Genomic DNA, 15,309 nt, shown 5'->3' with positions numbered 1-15,309 from the left:
CCGCACGCTCGCCGTCGCGGGGGCGCGCTCGGCCGCACTGGCCGCGCCTCGGTCAGTCAACGGACTCCTCCAATCGGTCCACGATGCGCATGGCCTCATCGAGGGTGCCCGCCGTGATCGTCTGCACGACGCGCTGCTGGTCGTACGCCTTCAGGTCGGCGATGTCGACGGGGGTCTCGGAGTGCAGGCGGTGCAGTGAGATCGGGCCGAGGTCCTGCTGGATGCCCTGGTAGATCGCGACGCGACCGTTGTACTCGCCCACGTAGTAGCGCGTCTGGGTCCACTGGTACCCGACCGCGGTCACCGTGACGATCGCGCCGACGAGCAGCGTGATCCAGACGCCCCACATGATGCGCCGCCGCCGCCGTCGGCGCTCGTCCTCTTCGATCAGCTCGTCGAAGTACTCCTCCGAGTCGGGCTCGAAATGCGTCTCCTGGACAGGGTGCGGCCGGAACGGCGTGAGGCGGATGCCGGGGCGGCGCGCCGGCTCGGGCGCCGTGCCGAAGGCGAGCGGAGCGGCGGCCGATCCCACGATGAGCGGCGGCGTGTCCGGGGCGGGCGGGTCGCCGATGTCGACGACCACGACCGTGACGTTGTCGGGGGCGCCGCCGTCGAGCGACGCCTTCACCAATCGGTCGGCGACCTGCTTCGCACCGGCGTCGGCCGAGAGCATCTCGTGGATGTCGTCGAAGGAGACGACGCCCGAGAGCCCGTCGGAGCACAGCATCCACCGATCGCCGGGGTGGGTGTCGATCACCAGGGTGTCGATCTCGGGGGAGGCCTCGACGTCGCCCAGCACGCGCATGAGCACCGAACGCCGCGGGTGGACCATCGCCTCCTCGGCGGTGATGCGCCCCGCATCGACGAGGCGCTGCACGAAGGTGTGGTCGGTGGAGACCTGGCTGAGCTCGCCCGAGCGGAACAGGTAGACGCGCGAATCGCCGATGTGCGCGATGACGACGCGGTCCTGCTGCACGAGCATCGCGCTCGTCGTCGTGCCCATGCCGGTCAGCTCGGAGTGCTCGGCGACCGTCTCCTCGAGGTTGCGGTTGGCCGACAGGAGTGCGGACTCGAGCGCGGCGGCGGCCTCCGCCGACGAGTCGTAGTCGCCATCGGCCTCGGCGATGCGGCGCGTGGCGATCGCACTCGCGACGTCACCGCCGGCGTGGCCGCCCATCCCGTCGGCGACGAGGAACAGTCGGCGCCCGGCATAGCCCGAGTCCTGGTTGCTCGCGCGGACCCGGCCGACGTGCGAGACCGCCGCGCTCGCCTTGACGCTGGCCATCGGCTACCGCCGCAGCTCGAACGTCGTCGCTCCGACCTTGACGGTGGCTCCGAGCGGGATGGGCGTCGGCACGGTGACTCGGGAGCCGTTGAGGAACGTGCCGTTCGTGGAGTCGAGGTCCTGGAGCATCCAGCGACCGTTCCAGAGCATGAGGCGGGCGTGGTGCGTCGACGTGTAGTCGTCGCGGATGATGATCGCCGAATCGCTCGAACGGCCGATCGTGATCTCGTCGCGCCCGAGCGGGAACTCGGCGCCGGACTTCGCGCCCGACGTGATGACCAGGCGCGAGGCGCTCTCGACGGTGGCGTCGCCGCCGCCCGACGGTGCCGGCGCGGGCTTCGAGACCGCGGCGGTCGGGGCGGTCGCACTCGCCGCCGGGGCGGGGCCGGGCGTTGCGGCCGCGGCCTCGGGCTGCAGCTTGCGGACGCGCTGGCCGAAGAGGTCGCTGCGCAGCGCGTAGACGATGGCGAACACGAACACCCACAGCAGCAGCAGGAAGCCGAGCTGCAGGACGAGCAGCGTGAGTTCACTCATCGCTCGGGCCCCCAGAATCCGCCGCCGTCGCGACGGTCTGCGGCCGGGTCGACGCGGCGGGCGGCCGCGGTGTCGGTGGGGTCGGCTTGGGCGAGCACCCGGAACACGATACGCGAGCGGCCGATCGTGATGACCGAATCCGGCTCGAGGACCGATTCCTTCACGGGCTGCCCGTCGAGTTGCGTGCCGTTCGTGGAGCCGAGGTCGCGCACGCGGGCCCGCTGGCCGTCCCATTGCACCTCGGCGTGTCGGCGCGACGCGCCGGAGTCGTCGAGCGTGAGATCGGCCTCGCTGCCGCGACCGATGACCGTGCGGCCCTTCAGGATCGGATGGCGCCGGCCGTCGACGTCGAGCACCGGGGTCCACGCGACCCGGCCCTTCACGTTCTGCGACTCCACCTGCACCATGCCCTCGGCCAGGCCCGGGTCGGCGTGCAGCGCGATCGAGATGCCGCCGGCGAACTGGAAGCGCTGGTTCGCGGCGTGCTTCTGCACGATGTCGGTGAGCTCGTCGATGAGCGCGGGGCCGAGCGAGTCCATGCGCCGGTGGTCGGCGGGCGACATCCGCACGATGAAGCGGTTCGGCACCAGCACACGGTCACGCGAGACGACCGCGGCCTTGGTGTCGATCTCCCGCTTCAGCGCGGCGGTGATCTCGACGGGCTGCAGCCCCGAGCGGAAGGTCTTCGCGAACGCGCCGTTGACCGCGCGCTCGAGACCCTTCTCGAAGTTGTCCAGTAGGCCCACAGGTCTCCCGTCCGGTGCGTTTCCGACTCACATGCTAACCGCAGCCCGTGCGAACGCGTCGGGCTCCGGGCGGAACGATGCGGTTCCGAGAGCTTCGACTCAGTCGAAGATCGCGGCCTGCTCCTCCTCGTCGACGTCGAGCGACAGCGTCGGGATCGACGCCGTGAGCAGCGTGCCGTCGGCGCGCCGCGCGCCGCGCACGTTCTGCATCGTCGGCGCCCCGACCCGACGTGCGCCGTGCCCGTCGAGCGGGACGACAACGGGCGCGTCGGCCGTCACGACGACCTCCTGTCCGCGGACCCCGAGCAGCAGCTCGGCATCCGGCCCGCCGGTCTCGAGCCGGAACCGGATGGCGTCCTCGGTCAGGTCGACCCGCACCCGCATTCCGCGGATCGTCAGCTTGAACGACAGTCGCTCCCAGCCGTCCGGCAGTCGCGGATCGAACGTGAACCGACCGTTGTGATCGCGGAACCCGCCGAAACCGGACACCAGTCCCGCCCAGACGCCGCCGGTGGAGGCCACGTGCACGCCGTCGGCGGCGTTGTGGTGCAGGTCGGCGAGGTCGACGAACAGGGCCGATCGGAAGTAGCGGAGCGCGAGCTCGTGGTAGCCCACCTCGGACGCGATGATCGACTGCACGACCGCCGAGAGCGTCGAGTCGCCCGTCGTGAGCGGGTCGTAGTACTCGAAGTCGGCGAGCTTCTCCTCGGTCGTGAACCGGTGGCCCTGCAGGTAGAGGGCGAGCACGACGTCGGCCTGCTTCAGCACCTGGAACCGGTAGATGACGAGCGGGTGGTAGTGCAGCAGCAGGGGGAGCCGGTTGTCGGGCGTGTGCTCGAGGTCCCACAGCTCCTTCTCGAGGAACGCCGCGTCCTGCGGGTGCACGCCGAGCTTCTCGTCGAACGGGATGTGCATGTGCGCGGCGGCGCGGCGCCATCCGGCGACCTCGGCGGGCGTCACCCCGAGCCGCTCGATGAGCTTCTTGTGCGCGTGCGGGTCGAGCACCTGCAGGTCGTCGACGGCGGATGCCGCGGCCGCGAGGTTCGCGCGCGCCATGACGTTCGTGTAGAGGTTGTCGTTCACGACGGTCGTGTACTCGTCGGGACCCGTGACCCCGTGGATGTGGAACACGTCGTCGGCGTTCGTGCGCCAGAACCCGAGGTCCTCCCACATCCGCGCGGTCTCGACGAGGATGTCGATCGCGCCGCGGGCGAGGAAGTCCTCGTCGCCGGTCGCGGCCACGTACTGCGTGAGCGCATACGCGATGTCGGCGTCGATGTGGTACTGCGCCGTCCCGGCCGCGTAGTAGGCGCTGGATTCGAGCCCGTTGATGGTGCGCCACGGGAAGAGGGCCCCGTGCTGGTTGAGCTCCAGCGCGCGGGCGCGCGCGGGCTCCAGCATCCGCTGCCGGAAGCGCAGCACGTTCCGCGCCACGATGGGCGCGGTGTAGCTGAGGAACGGCATGACGTAGATCTCGGAGTCCCAGAAGTAGTGGCCGCCGTAGCCCGAGCCCGACACGCCCTTCGCGGCGACGCCGCCGCCGTCGGTGCGCGCCGTCGCCTGGACGAGCTGGAAGAGGTTCCACCGGCTCGCCTGCTGGAGTTCGGGCTGGCCGGCGATCTCGACGTCGGAGCGGGCCCAGAAGTCCTCGAGCCACGAGCGCTGCTGGGCGAACAGCTCGGCGACGCCGACCTCGCCGCCGCGATCGAGCGTGCGCTCGCAGCGGTCGACCAGTTCGCGCGCCGGCACCTTCCGCGCCGTGTGGTAGCTGATCAGCTTGGTGATGCGGATCGGCACGCCGCGCCGCGCGCGGATGCGGTAGATGTGCTTGGCGAGGTCCTCGCCGATCGAGCCGCTCTCGCTGAACTCGTTGTCGGTCGTGATCGAGTGCTGCGCGCCGACGGCGATCGCCATCTTGGAGTTCGTCGTCTGGTAGCCGAGCACATAGCGGCCGTCCTCCGACCTCTTCTGCACGCGCGGCTGCAGCACGCGTTCGGTGAACGTCTCGGCCTTGCGCGGGTCGAACGCGCCCGGCGCCTCGGTGACGCCGCTCCGGTACTCGTCGCGACCGTCCTGGCGGTTCAGCATCTGGCTCGAGATCGTGATCGCGGCATCCGCGTCGAGCATCTCGACCTCGTAGTCGATGACGCCGAGGTGGCGGTCGGTGAAGCTCGCCATGCGCCGGCTCGTGATGAGCACGCGCTTGCCCGACGGCGTGCGCCACTCGATGCGTCGGCTCAGCACGCCGAGCCGGAAGTCGAGGCGACGCTCGTACGCCATGATCTCGGCCTCGGTGATGACGAGCGGCTCGTCGTCGACGTAGAGGCGGATGACCTTGGCATCCGGAGCGTTCACGATCGTCTGCCCGACGCGCGCGAACCCGAACGCCTCCTCCGCGTGGCGGATGGGCCAGGTCTCGTGGAAGCCGTTGATGAACGTGCCGTGCACGTGGCCGTCGCGGCCCTCCTCGACGTTGCCGCGGAGGCCGAGGTAGCCGTTGCCGACGGCGAACAGCGTCTCGGTGCGGCCCATGTCGTCGGCGCCGAACTCGGTCTCGACGAGCGCCCACTCGTCGATCGGGAAGATCGTGCGGTTCAGCGGGTCGGTGTCGGCGAACCTCATGCGCGGTCCTCCTCGTCTGCGGCGGCGGGTGCGCCGGGGGTGGGGGTCTGGGGGTCGGCCGCGTCGTTGAGGATGGCGGAGGTCTCGCCGGCGCGCTCGAGCGCCGGGATGAGCTCGTCGAGCTCGTCGACGATCACGTCGGCCCCGAGCTCGGTGAGCGCCTCGCGCCCGACGCCGCGATCGACGCCGACGACGAGCGCGAAGGGCCCGCTCGCGCCGGCCTTCACGCCGGACTCGGCGTCCTCGATCACGGCGCACTCCTCGGGTGCGAGGCCGAGCAGTGCGGCCGCGCGTTCGAACATGTCGGGCGCCGGCTTGCCGAGGATGCCCTCGCGTGCGGCGACGGCGCCGTCGACCACGACCTCGAAGCGCTCGGCGAGCCCCGCGGCCTCGAGCACCGCGGGCGCGTTCTTCGAGCTCGACACCACCGCGACGTCGCCGCCCGCACGCTCGATCGCGTCGAGCAGCGCGACGCTCGCCGGGTACGGCTCGACGCCCTCCTCGGCGAGGGTCGCGTTGAAGGCCTCGTTCTTGCGGTTGCCGAGCCCGTGCACGGTCTCCTCCGTCGGCGCGTCGGACACCTCGCCCTCGGGCAGGCGGATGCCGCGGCTCTCGAGCAGCGACCGGACCCCGTCGTAGCGCGGCTTGCCGTCGATGTAGGCGAAGTAGTCCGCGTCCCGGTACGGCTCCGCACCCTGCGCCTCGAGGAACGGCGCGAACAACCGCGCCCACGCGTGCATGTGCACGACCGCGGTCGGCGTCAGCACCCCGTCGAGGTCGAACAACCAGCCGCGGATGCCGCCGAGGTCGACGTCGTGCGGGTCGACGGGCGCATGCGCGTCGCGAGGGTGGGTCACGGGCGATCCTTTCAATCAGGGGTGTCGGTCGGGCGCCGGTGCCGTGGTGCAAGGCTAAGCCCGACGTCGGCGGCGGCGCGAGATGCGATCCGGGTTCCGAGCGGATGCCAAGGGTGCTCGTCGCCCGGTCGGCGCCGCTTTCCCCGCCGGCGTGCGGCCACGGCTCGGCGGCATCCGCTCGATTCGGGCGCGCAGACCAGCTGTGTTAGTCTCGGTTGGCTGGTTCGCACCTGTGTGCGGAGCGGTATGCGCAAGTGGCGGAATAGGCAGACGCGCACGGTTCAGGTCCGTGTGCCCGGAAGGGCGTGGGGGTTCAACTCCCCCCTTGCGCACCACCAGCAGAACGGCTCGATCCCGATGGGATCGGGCCGTTCTCGCGTTCTCTGGCCGACACCCTCGTGCGAGGGTCACCCTCCGAGTCGGTCGTTCGGACTTTGAACGGGACAGTACCGCCGGATTCGTTCCGGTCGCGGCAGCGAACCCGCTCCCGTTCATCATCGGGGAACCGTTCGGCGCGGAGGGTCTGTTCATCTGGAAGTGACGGCCGAGGCGTCGGCACCGTGATCGCGCGACGGTTGTTCATCCGGATGTCGGCCCCGTGCGGCGTCCGCCAACGGCCGCTTGCGCGCCTACCGCACGAACGGATTGGCGGGAACCGCATCCCTCCCGGCATGGCCCCTGTATTGGGACGGCCGTCCAGCAGACAGTGCGCGCTAGGTTCGGCAATCGTGACCCGGACGCCACGAGAACGCTTTGCCAGGAACATCTCCATCGCGCGGAACCTGGTGGGTGCTCTGTGCCTGCTGGCGCTGGCGGCCGGCATCGTAGTCAGCACGATCTCGATCCGCGCGGCGCATCGTTCCGATGAAGTCGCCTTCAGATTCGCGAGCGAGGCGAGCCAGGCGGCACGCGAACGGGCTGCGCTAGAAGACGAAGTCGTTGACGCTGTCCGGCTAGTGGCGACCACCGCGGACGAGGTGGAGTCGACGAAGAAGTACTACATTCGCGAACTGGCAGTCCCTCCCTATCTCGACAACACGTATGCCATCAAGAAGACCGGCGCCGCCTGGGATACCGCGAAGAAGGACGCCGCGACGGCTGCCAGCGATCTGATCGACAAGCGGGAAGAACTGGAATCCGCGGTCACGGACGAGGCCGTGGCCGGTGCCCTTGCGGATGCCGGCGACGAAAGCGCCGCGTCGGCATGGACGCATGCTTGGTGGATTCTCGGACTTTCCGTTTGCGGCGTGCTCCTGATCGCAGGTTTCTACCTCCCGTTGGCCCTTGCTGCAGGTCGCGCAAGGATCGCCGCGTCGGAGCTCCCTCTTTGACTTCTCCCCCAGCTTCAGCCCGGGGGACGAAGTCACCTCAGACGAGGCAGGAGGCAGCGCTGCTTGCCGCGTGAGCGGGGAGGGCTTCCTCCTGCCCGGCGACCCGGTCAACCCTCAAACTCGAAGACCCTAGGCCGACCGGTCTTTCCCCAGGAGACCTTCAGCCCCGGCCCCGAACTCGAACTGCCTTTCACGCTCACCGAATCTGATCGGCCATTGTCAGTGACGATATACGCCTCCACGGAGTGCTCGATCGAGCTGAGTGCACCACCGAGCGGTGCGAGCTGCAGGTTGAGCTGGTACGAGGTGTAGTAGCCGTTCGAGGTGCTGATGGGGGTATCGCAATATCTGAGCACTACCGTTTGAATGAAGGCGCCCTTCTTGTTGGATGTGTTCGTGATGTCGATGACGTAGTCGTTCTCGGTGGCGGTCAGCTCGTCCAAGCCGGCTGGCTCCGTTCCGTTCCACAGGATCCCTGCGTCCGATCGGGGATTCAACTCTGTTGCCTTCCAGGTGGAGACGAAACAGACCTGCTGAACAAGCGATGCGCCGAAACCGGACAAGCGCGCAGTTTCACCGCCCACCGCGGTGCCGCCGGCGCCCACATACGCGTAGGCGGGGATGAGAGTGACCGAGTACACGACCGTCGGGTCGCGCCAGTTCGGGATGCCATCATGGTCGCTGTCTCCGACCCCTTCGTCGGCGTCGGCGATCCCGTCGTCGTCGCTGTCAGTGTCAAGACCGTCGACTACTCCGTCCTGGTCGGTGTCGACGTACAGTCCGCCGTTGCTCTCGACGTAGTCAGAAATTCCGTCTCCGTCGCTGTCCGGCGAGGTGGGGTCGGTGCCGGCCACGACCTCCTGCTCGTTCGAGACGTTGTCTCCGTCGATGTCCGGGTCGCAGCTATCTCCAAGGCCATCGCTGTCGAGGTCGTCCTGTTCGGGGTTCACGACGTCAGGGCAGTTGTCTTGTTCATCGACGATTCCGTCGCCGTCGCGGTCGTTGACCGTGGGGGAGGTGGTGATCTTCACGTCGAAGGTCCAAGCTACGGACCCGCCGCCCATGTACGAGTCGCCGTCGAACGAAGGGTCGTACCGGCGGATCAGTTACTCGTCGCTGTTCGAGTCGGTAACCTCCTCGAGGCGAGCGGCCCATACCCGACGAACCGGCACCGACCGGATGCGGCCAGCGCGAACGTGCACGGTGACGCCGTCCTGGTCGGCGGTGACACTTGATTCGCGGATCTCGCCGATTTCCGCTGCGGACAGGCCGGCACCGAACCCGACCTAGAACCTGTCGCCCTAAGTATTACGCCTGAGGCAACCCTCGTGGCGGAGTTCTTCAAGGCCTTGAACTCCTACTACGTGATAGAGACGGCCTCACTTGCTGTCATGCAGAACGGCCAGGCGCAAGATCTCCGACTGCTTTACTTCTCGCTGTTGGAGATGTGTGGTCGCTGGCTGGAGAGCGTCGAGGGGAAGCTCACCGGCGGCTACCCGCACGCCTCCGCGAGTACTGGGAGACTGTGCTCGCCCCTCCCGAGGACCGTGCGGAAGTGGAGCACGATACTCCAGCGGATCCTGAGGACCCCTTGGGACGTGAGGAAGTTGCGATTGCGGTCGTGGACTTCATCTGTAGCCTCGGAGTCTCCGAGGCAGCGAATCTCACGAGCCAACTTCGGTCTTCACCGGATCCAACGCAGATGCATGCCAGATGGTTGGACGGGTAGGGGTCGACAACTATCCGCCATCGACGCGGATGAGACGCGAGTCGGATTCGTTGTCTCACCTGGGCTTGGAAGAACGGGCATTAAGTATATGGTTCTGTGACAATTGGCCCCCGGGACTGCCGCGGATCTACAGGGCGCGACCGATATCGCTACTCCCCAACGTTCTCGCGTTCAGCCCGCTGGATGCTCGTGGATCGCCGTGCTGAAGCTCGACCCGTTGAGCTCGAGGTACGCGTGCCGCTCCGTGATCGAGAGCGTCATCGCGTTCCGGCGCTCGAGCACTCCCGCGACGTCGTCGATGAACCCGGGATCGAAGCTGACGAGCGGGATCGCCTCGGCGCGATGGATCCGCTTGCCGGCCCAGGCCGCGGCGACCTTCGCGGGATCGCGGTGCGTGTAGACGGCGGCGCGCTCCGCGAGCTTGGCGCCGCGGTGCAGGCGGTCGGCATCCGGGGCGCCGACCTCGATCCACGCGAGCACCCGTCCCGTGTCGTCGCGCACGAGGACGGCGGGTTCGTCGGTGGCCGAGATCCCCTCGCTGAAGGCGATGCCCTCCTCGTACTCGAGGCAGTAGGCGAGGAGGCGGGTCACCATGAACGCATCCGTCTCGGAGGGGTGCCGCGCCATGCGGAGCGTCAGGCTCTCGTATCGGCCGCGATCGACGTCCGCGAGTTGCACATCGAACGTGTGGATCGTCGCACCCAGGGCCATGGTCCACGAGCCTACGGGCGCGGCCGTCGAGCCGCGCAGCCGGCGGCGTCGTGACCGGTGCACGGCTCGGCCCCGGAACCGGGCCGAAGGCCGACTAGGCTGCGGGCATGCGCCGGGTCCTCCGCTCATTCCTCCTTCCCGGGATCGGCGCGATCGCGGTGCTCGCGGCGGCCGGACGGCTGGTGCGGCTCGTGGGCGGTGACGACCCCGCCGAGGACCGCGCGGTGCGCGGGCTCCAGGCCGCGTCCGGCCATCGGCCGGACGACCGGGAGGGCGGAGGCGAGGTCGACGCTCCGGTCGCACAGGCCGGATCTCGCGGGTCGCTCGACCGGTTCACCGCGCCGGTCTCGTGGTACTCGGGGGTGCCGCAGACGATCGTCAACGGGGCGCTCTGGTGGGTCGTGACCTGGGTGCTGACGCGCAACCCGCGCGCCGCGGTCGCGCCGGTTGCCGCGCTCGCACTCGAGACCGCCTGCTTCGTCGGAGCCGCCGCGCTCGTCGGGCGGCCGCGGCCACAGGGCGTGTGGCGCCCCGAGCCGCCGCACGCGACGTCGTCGTTCCCGTCGGGGCACACCGCGGCATCCGTCGCCCTGCACACCACGCTCGCCGACCTGATGGACCGGCACGAGGCGCGGGGCGCCCGGGCGCTCGGACCCGTGCTCAGATACGGGATTCCGGGGGCCGTCGCGTTCTCGCGCATCCACCGCGGGCAGCACCACATCACCGACACGGTCGCCGGCCTGCTCCTCGGCCGCTGGAGCGCTGCAGTCGTGCGGCGGGAGCTGCTCTGACGTCGCCGGGCATCCGAGTGCCCGGACCGTGATGCGATCGATATTCGCGGGACCTACCCTGTTCACATGGCACCCGTTCCGCGGCGCACGGCCGCTCGACCCGCGATCACGTCGACGTCTCGCCGGGGGGTTCGCGGCGGGCTCGCGGTGGCGGTCGTCGTCGCGGTGACCGTCGCCCTGAGCGCGTGCACCTTCGGCCAGGACGACGTCGACCGCGGCGCGATCGACGGCGGCGACTTCGCCGACGACGGCTGCACGAGCGTCGTCGTCGCGACCTCGTCGGAGAAGGTGAACATGCTCGACGCCCTCGCGGCGGCGTTCAAGGAGTCGCCGGAGCACGCGGGCCTCGACGAGTGCGCGACGGTGCGGCCGGTCAACGTGTCGTCGGGCGACGCGACGCGGTTCCTCACCGCGGGCGGCGACTGGCCCGACGAGGACGCGCGGCGCTGGCCGACGCTCTGGTCGCCCGCCTCGACCGTGTGGACCGAGCGGGTCGCGGCCGCGGCATCCCCCTCGCTCGTCGGCGAACCGGTGTCGTTCACGCACACGCCGGTCATCTTCGCCATGCCCGAGACGATGGCGAAGGCCCTCGGCTGGCCCGACGCCGAGATCGGCATCTCCGACTTCGAGGAGCTGTGCGCCGACCCCGACGGCTGGAGCAGCGCGGGCAAGCCGATCTGGGGCTCGTTCAAGATCTCGAAGACCAACCCGAACACGTCGACCACCGGGCTCTCGGCGATCCTGATGCAGTCGTACGAGGCGTCCGGCAAGACGGCCGACCTCACGGCGGCGGATGTCGCGGGCGCCGAGGAGTTCTCGCGCGTGTTCGAGGAGTGTGTGATCCACTACGGCGACACGACGGGCAAGGTGCTCACGACGCTCTACGACGAGACGCAGAACGGCGCGGGCGGTTCCGGCTACGTCTCGGCCGTGGCGCTCGAGGAGACCTCGATGCTCAACTACAACCAGGGCAACCCCGACTCGCACACCGTGCAACCTGGTGAGACCCTGACGCCGCCGAAGGAGAAGCTCGTCGCGATCTACCCGTCGGGCGGGTCGATGTGGTCGGACAACCCCGTCACCGTGCTCGGCGCGGACTGGGTGACCGACGTGCAGCGCACGGCGGGGGAGGCGTTCGTCGACTTCCTCGCCACGGAGCCGGCCCAGCGGATCCTCCCGGAGTACGGGTTCCGCCCGCTCGACGAGTCGGTGCCGCTCGGCGACCTGTTCACCGAGCAGTACGGCGTCGACCCCGCCGGGCCTGCGATCACCCTGCCCCGCCCGGGCGTCGACGTCGTCTCGGCGGCGCTCGACCAGTGGACGCAGATCCGCAAGCCCTCATCGGTGCTCGAGCTCATCGACGTGTCGGGCTCGATGGACGACCCCATCGGGGACGGCCGGTCGAAGCTCGACGGCGCGATCGAGGGTGCGCAGGCGACGCTCGGCCACTTCCGCGGCACCGACGAGGTCGGCATGTGGGCGTTCACCACGGGCGTCGACTCGGCGGCGGGGGAGAACCTGATCGTGCTGCGGGATGTCTCGGCACTCGGATCCGACCGCGAGAGGTTGAGTGCGTCGATCGACGACCTGCGCTACGCGAACCGCGAGGGCACGCCGCTGTACGACGCGATCGCCGTCGCGTACGACGAGATGATCGAACGCGCCGAGCCCGGTCGGATCAACGCGATCGTCGTGCTCTCGGACGGGCAGGACACCGACTCGTCGATCTCGATCGACTCGCTCATCGCGAAGATCGGCAGGAGCTCGCGCGAGGGCGGCGACGCGGCGCCCGTGCGCATCTTCCCGATCGCGTACGGCGAGGGTGCCGACACCGGCTCGCTGCAGCGGATCGCCGAGGCGACCGGTGGCCAGTGGTTCGACGCGTCGGATGCCGCGAAGATCGACCTCGTGTTCGCATCGGTCATCAACAACTTCTAGGGGCGGCGGATGGGTGGCCAGTTCATCGCTGCGGCGGACGGATACGTCGACGACGCATCCGACGCGCTGCAGGCCTCGCCGGTGTACGTCTCGTCAGAGGTGAGCGGCGCCTCGGCCCTGCAGGACGCCCTGCTCGCGCAGGTCGGCGACGACTCGATCGGCATCGCCGTGTTCTCGGACAACGCCGCGCTCGAGGCGTCCGGGCCTGAGATCGTCACGCAGCTCGCCGAGACGACCGGCTACGACACGATCATCGTCGCGGTGGGCGACGACGTCTCCGCCGGCTCGCGCGTGCTCGACGCGGGCGAGGCGATGCAGATCGCCAACGAGGCGGAATCCGGTGCCGACAGCCTCGGCGGCGCGCTCACCGAGACGGTGCAGGGCGTGCAGGCCGCCGACGACCCGCCACCGCTCGTCGTGGGCGGAGACGGCGGCGGCGGGATCGGCCCGATGCTCGGGCTCGTGGTGGGCGCGGCGGTGCTCGTCGCGGCGGCCGGCGCGGTGTTCGGGGTGGTCCGGGCGCGACGGCGTCGTGCCCGGGGTGCCGGCGACGCGAAGGTCCCGGAGCCGATCCGCCGGAACGTCGCGATCCTGCGGACGCTCGCCGCCGAGTACGCCCAGGTCGGCGCGCGAGGGAACGCCGTCGCCGCTCAGACCGCGAACGACATGATGGGCATCGCCGAGAACGTCGAGGAGCTGTTCGTCAGGCTCGATCGCGCCGGCAGCGGGCAGGCCGGCGGCCAGCGCGGGATCGCCGCGATCGAGTACGACGACACGCTGCGGAAGCTCACCGCGGCACTCGACCGCGACTACCTGCTCGACATCCTCACCCACCCGCATCTCTGGGACGACCCCGAGGAGCGCGTCCGCGAGGTGCGCGGGGCGGTCGTCGCGGTGTCGGGCGAGCTCGTGCAGAACATCAAGCAGGTCAACGCCCGGCGCGGGCTCCACTTCCAGGTCTCGCTCGACGGCCTCATCGGCGGCCGCAAGGAACTGCAGGAATGGGAGCGCGCGTTCGAGCGGGCGTCGGGCGAGGGCGCGCCGGGCCTGCGTGCGCCGGGTGAGCTCCCATCGGGCGATGGCCCGGGTCGCCCGCCCGCGGCAGGCGACTGAATCGGCAGCGGCGGTCGTCGAAGGGCTCGCCGGTCCTGTAGGCTCGTCCAGCCGGTCGGAAGAGCGGCAACGGAGCGGCGGAGCCGCCCCATGCGGATGTAGCGCAGTTGGTAGCGCGTCACCTTGCCAAGGTGAAGGTCGCGGGTTCGAACCCCGTCATCCGCTCCACGTCAAGGCCCCCTCGTTGCGCCGTCGTTCGCCACGATGCCGAGGCCGTTCGCCGATCGCGCCGTCTAGTGTGGGGCGCGTCGGCACGCACGCGAACGAGGAGCGAGGTGCGCATGGGACGGATCCGTCGGATGGCCGGCGCCGCGCTGATCGCGGTGATCGGCCTCGGCCTGGCCGGATGCTCGGAACCCGCTGCGCCGCCGACGGCGAGCGACCCCGCGACATCCGCCGGCGACCTGGCCGAGGCCGCCGCGTACTGCGAGGGGCAGGGCGGCGAGGTGCAGCAGCGACAGCCCGCCTGGCGGACGAACCTCGACGAGGAGGACTGGGTGCCGCTCGGCGACCCGGTCGCCGTGTGCCGGTTCCAGACCCTCGACGACGACGCCGACTCGCGGATCTACGTCGACCTCGTCACGATCACCTCCGACGAGCCGACGCTCGCCGCGCTCGCGTACCTCTCGCGGACCGAGATCCCCGACGACCCGCCCGGGAACCCCGCATCCGCCCTCTGCAGCGCACTCGGCGGAACGACGAGCTTCGGTACGAGCGCCGGCGGCGGCGGCCTCACCGCACCCGACGATCCCGACGACCCCGTGATCGCGCCGTGCACGTTCGCCGACGGCTCGTTCATCGACGAATGGGGCATCGCGTACCACGCCGAGGGCACCGTCCGGGGCATCGACCTCACCGGGGTCTTCAGCTTCGACGGGTCGACGCTGCCCGAGGTGTTCTGAGCCCGTCGCCGGCTAGGCGCGCCTGTGCCAGCGCCAGCACCTCGGCGCGCGGGAACGCGGCGAGGAACGAACCGGGCACGAGCAGCTTCGAGCCGCGGACGAGGCAGGCGGCGTTCCAGCTGCGCTCCCCGCGGCGGGCCTGCACGATGACGCAGTTCGCCCCGTCGGACATCGAGATCCCATGGTGCTCGCAGAATGCCGCCGTGTCGGCCAGCCCCGGATCGATGGCGGCGACGAGCACATCGGCCGCGGCATCCGTCGCCCTCAGGGCCGCCAGCGTGGGTGCGGCGAGCAGCTCGGCGGCGTCGAGGGCCGGACCGAAATCGAGCGAGCCGAAGCGGGCCCGGCGACGGCCCGGGCCCAACGACCTGCTCGCGTCGGCGTGGATCGGGTTGGCTGGAGGAACCGGGCGCGAACTCGCCCGGGTGTCCACGGGAGGTGGCGCCGATGATGTGGGACTACGGCTTCGGCGGATGGTGGATGTGGCTTCCGGGCCTGCTGTTCGGGGCGCTCGTCATCGGCGGCATCGCGGTGCTCATCGTGCTGCTGGTGCGGTCGGCATCGGGGCACGGCGGAGCCGATCGCGGGGTCCGACCGTACGGTGAGGGCGGGGCGACCTCCGACGCCGCGATGCAGATCCTCGAGGAACGGTTCGCGCGCGGCGAGATCTCGGCCGACGAGTTCCGGATGTCGGCGTCGACGCTCCGGGAGGCTCGGCGCGGCCCCGGCTGAACCGCGACCTGCGGCGCC

14 protein-coding genes and 2 tRNA genes are annotated in these 15,309 nt (G+C 70.1%); 8 read left to right on the top strand and 8 right to left on the bottom strand.

What is annotated here, in order from left to right; translation table 11 throughout:
- Window positions 1–52: 52 nt before the first annotated feature.
- The 5 genes from ACSJD1_RS00465 to ACSJD1_RS00445 all read right to left on the bottom strand — a co-directional run bounded on the left by ACSJD1_RS00465 (window position 53) and on the right by ACSJD1_RS00445 (window position 5,984).
- On the bottom strand, window positions 53–1,285 hold the full coding sequence (locus ACSJD1_RS00465) for a PP2C family protein-serine/threonine phosphatase (RefSeq protein WP_438853364.1): 1,233 nt from the start codon (window positions 1,283–1,285) through the stop codon (window positions 53–55).
- A gap of 3 nt (window positions 1,286–1,288) precedes the next feature.
- Window positions 1,289–1,819, bottom strand: a complete 531-nt coding sequence (locus ACSJD1_RS00460) for an FHA domain-containing protein FhaB/FipA (RefSeq protein WP_438853363.1) — start codon at window positions 1,817–1,819, stop codon at window positions 1,289–1,291.
- On the bottom strand, window positions 1,816–2,565 hold the full coding sequence (locus tag ACSJD1_RS00455; RefSeq protein WP_438853362.1) for an FhaA domain-containing protein: 750 nt from the start codon (window positions 2,563–2,565) through the stop codon (window positions 1,816–1,818). The genes ACSJD1_RS00460 and ACSJD1_RS00455 overlap by 4 nt, the downstream gene beginning before the upstream one ends.
- 99 nt (window positions 2,566–2,664) lie before the next feature.
- Window positions 2,665–5,187 carry a glycoside hydrolase family 65 protein gene (locus ACSJD1_RS00450; RefSeq protein WP_438853361.1) on the bottom strand — a complete coding sequence of 841 codons (2,523 nt, stop codon included), beginning with the start codon at window positions 5,185–5,187 and terminating at the stop codon, window positions 2,665–2,667.
- Window positions 5,184–5,984: an HAD family hydrolase gene (locus ACSJD1_RS00445; protein WP_438854093.1), complete on the bottom strand. Its 801-nt coding sequence runs from the start codon at window positions 5,982–5,984 to the stop codon at window positions 5,184–5,186. Before ACSJD1_RS00445 ends, ACSJD1_RS00450 begins: the two co-directional genes overlap by 4 nt.
- Window positions 5,985–6,292: 308 nt before the next feature.
- Between ACSJD1_RS00445 and ACSJD1_RS00440 the strand changes: the two genes are divergently transcribed.
- Window positions 6,293–6,379: transfer RNA gene (locus tag ACSJD1_RS00440), tRNA-Leu, on the top strand.
- Between the two features lie 393 nt (window positions 6,380–6,772).
- Window positions 6,773–7,375: a hypothetical protein gene (locus tag ACSJD1_RS00435; protein WP_438853360.1), complete on the top strand. Its 603-nt coding sequence runs from the start codon at window positions 6,773–6,775 to the stop codon at window positions 7,373–7,375.
- A gap of 107 nt (window positions 7,376–7,482) precedes the next feature.
- On the opposite strand, the gene ACSJD1_RS00430 is transcribed toward ACSJD1_RS00435, so the two are convergent.
- Window positions 7,483–8,406 carry a thrombospondin type 3 repeat-containing protein gene (locus ACSJD1_RS00430; RefSeq protein ID WP_438853359.1) on the bottom strand — a complete coding sequence of 308 codons (924 nt, stop codon included), beginning with the start codon at window positions 8,404–8,406 and terminating at the stop codon, window positions 7,483–7,485.
- Window positions 8,407–9,275: 869 nt separating this feature from the next.
- Complete coding sequence (locus ACSJD1_RS00425) at window positions 9,276–9,815, bottom strand: YaeQ family protein (RefSeq protein ID WP_438853358.1); 540 nt, start codon at window positions 9,813–9,815, stop codon at window positions 9,276–9,278.
- Between the two features lie 107 nt (window positions 9,816–9,922).
- Between ACSJD1_RS00425 and ACSJD1_RS00420 the strand changes: the two genes are divergently transcribed.
- The 5 genes from ACSJD1_RS00420 (at window position 9,923) to ACSJD1_RS00400 (ending at window position 14,559) form a co-directional block, all read left to right on the top strand.
- Complete coding sequence (locus ACSJD1_RS00420; RefSeq protein ID WP_438853357.1) at window positions 9,923–10,606, top strand: phosphatase PAP2 family protein; 684 nt, start codon at window positions 9,923–9,925, stop codon at window positions 10,604–10,606.
- A gap of 66 nt (window positions 10,607–10,672) precedes the next feature.
- Window positions 10,673–12,544, top strand: coding sequence for a substrate-binding and vWA domain-containing protein (locus tag ACSJD1_RS00415; protein ID WP_438853356.1), 1,872 nt, complete (start codon window positions 10,673–10,675; stop codon window positions 12,542–12,544).
- Window positions 12,545–12,553: 9 nt separating this feature from the next.
- Window positions 12,554–13,657: a hypothetical protein gene (locus tag ACSJD1_RS00410; RefSeq protein ID WP_438853355.1), complete on the top strand. Its 1,104-nt coding sequence runs from the start codon at window positions 12,554–12,556 to the stop codon at window positions 13,655–13,657.
- 92 nt (window positions 13,658–13,749) lie between these two features.
- Window positions 13,750–13,825: transfer RNA gene (locus ACSJD1_RS00405), tRNA-Gly, on the top strand.
- Window positions 13,826–13,938: 113 nt separating this feature from the next.
- Complete coding sequence (locus tag ACSJD1_RS00400) at window positions 13,939–14,559, top strand: hypothetical protein (protein WP_438853354.1); 621 nt, start codon at window positions 13,939–13,941, stop codon at window positions 14,557–14,559.
- Here ACSJD1_RS00400 and ACSJD1_RS00395 read toward each other — a convergent pair.
- Entirely contained in the window at window positions 14,522–14,923 is a 402-nt protein-coding gene (locus ACSJD1_RS00395; RefSeq protein WP_438853353.1) for a YbaK/EbsC family protein, read from the bottom strand. The genes ACSJD1_RS00400 and ACSJD1_RS00395 overlap by 38 nt on opposite strands.
- An 83-nt stretch (window positions 14,924–15,006) precedes the next feature.
- Between ACSJD1_RS00395 and ACSJD1_RS00390 the strand changes: the two genes are divergently transcribed.
- A complete protein-coding gene (locus ACSJD1_RS00390) occupies window positions 15,007–15,291 on the top strand; it encodes an SHOCT domain-containing protein (RefSeq protein ID WP_438853352.1) in 285 nt (94 codons plus the stop codon).
- The last annotated feature ends 18 nt before the right edge of the window (window positions 15,292–15,309 follow it).

The sequence above is a fragment of the Agromyces excoecariae genome, assembly GCF_051715505.1.
In the GTDB taxonomy this organism is placed as follows: domain Bacteria; phylum Actinomycetota; class Actinomycetes; order Actinomycetales; family Microbacteriaceae; genus Agromyces.
The sequence above is the reverse complement of the archived record's forward strand: the minus strand, read 5'-3'. Positions and strand labels throughout refer to the sequence as shown.

Bases quoted from the DNA above. Each gene is read 5' to 3' on its own strand.
- ACSJD1_RS00465 (WP_438853364.1), bottom strand. From the start codon at position 1,285: ATGGCCAGCGTCAAGGCGAGCGCGGCGGTCTCGCACGTCGGCCGGGTC.
- ACSJD1_RS00460 (WP_438853363.1), bottom strand. From the start codon at position 1,819: ATGAGTGAACTCACGCTGCTCGTCCTGCAGCTCGGCTTCCTGCTGCTG.
- ACSJD1_RS00450 (WP_438853361.1), bottom strand. From the start codon at position 5,187: ATGAGGTTCGCCGACACCGACCCGCTGAACCGCACGATCTTCCCGATC.
- ACSJD1_RS00425 (WP_438853358.1), bottom strand. From the start codon at position 9,815: ATGGCCCTGGGTGCGACGATCCACACGTTCGATGTGCAACTCGCGGAC.
- ACSJD1_RS00420 (WP_438853357.1), top strand. From the start codon at position 9,923: ATGCGCCGGGTCCTCCGCTCATTCCTCCTTCCCGGGATCGGCGCGATC.
- ACSJD1_RS00415 (WP_438853356.1), top strand. From the start codon at position 10,673: ATGGCACCCGTTCCGCGGCGCACGGCCGCTCGACCCGCGATCACGTCG.
- ACSJD1_RS00410 (WP_438853355.1), top strand. From the start codon at position 12,554: ATGGGTGGCCAGTTCATCGCTGCGGCGGACGGATACGTCGACGACGCA.
- ACSJD1_RS00400 (WP_438853354.1), top strand. From the start codon at position 13,939: ATGGGACGGATCCGTCGGATGGCCGGCGCCGCGCTGATCGCGGTGATC.
- ACSJD1_RS00390 (WP_438853352.1), top strand. From the start codon at position 15,007: ATGATGTGGGACTACGGCTTCGGCGGATGGTGGATGTGGCTTCCGGGC.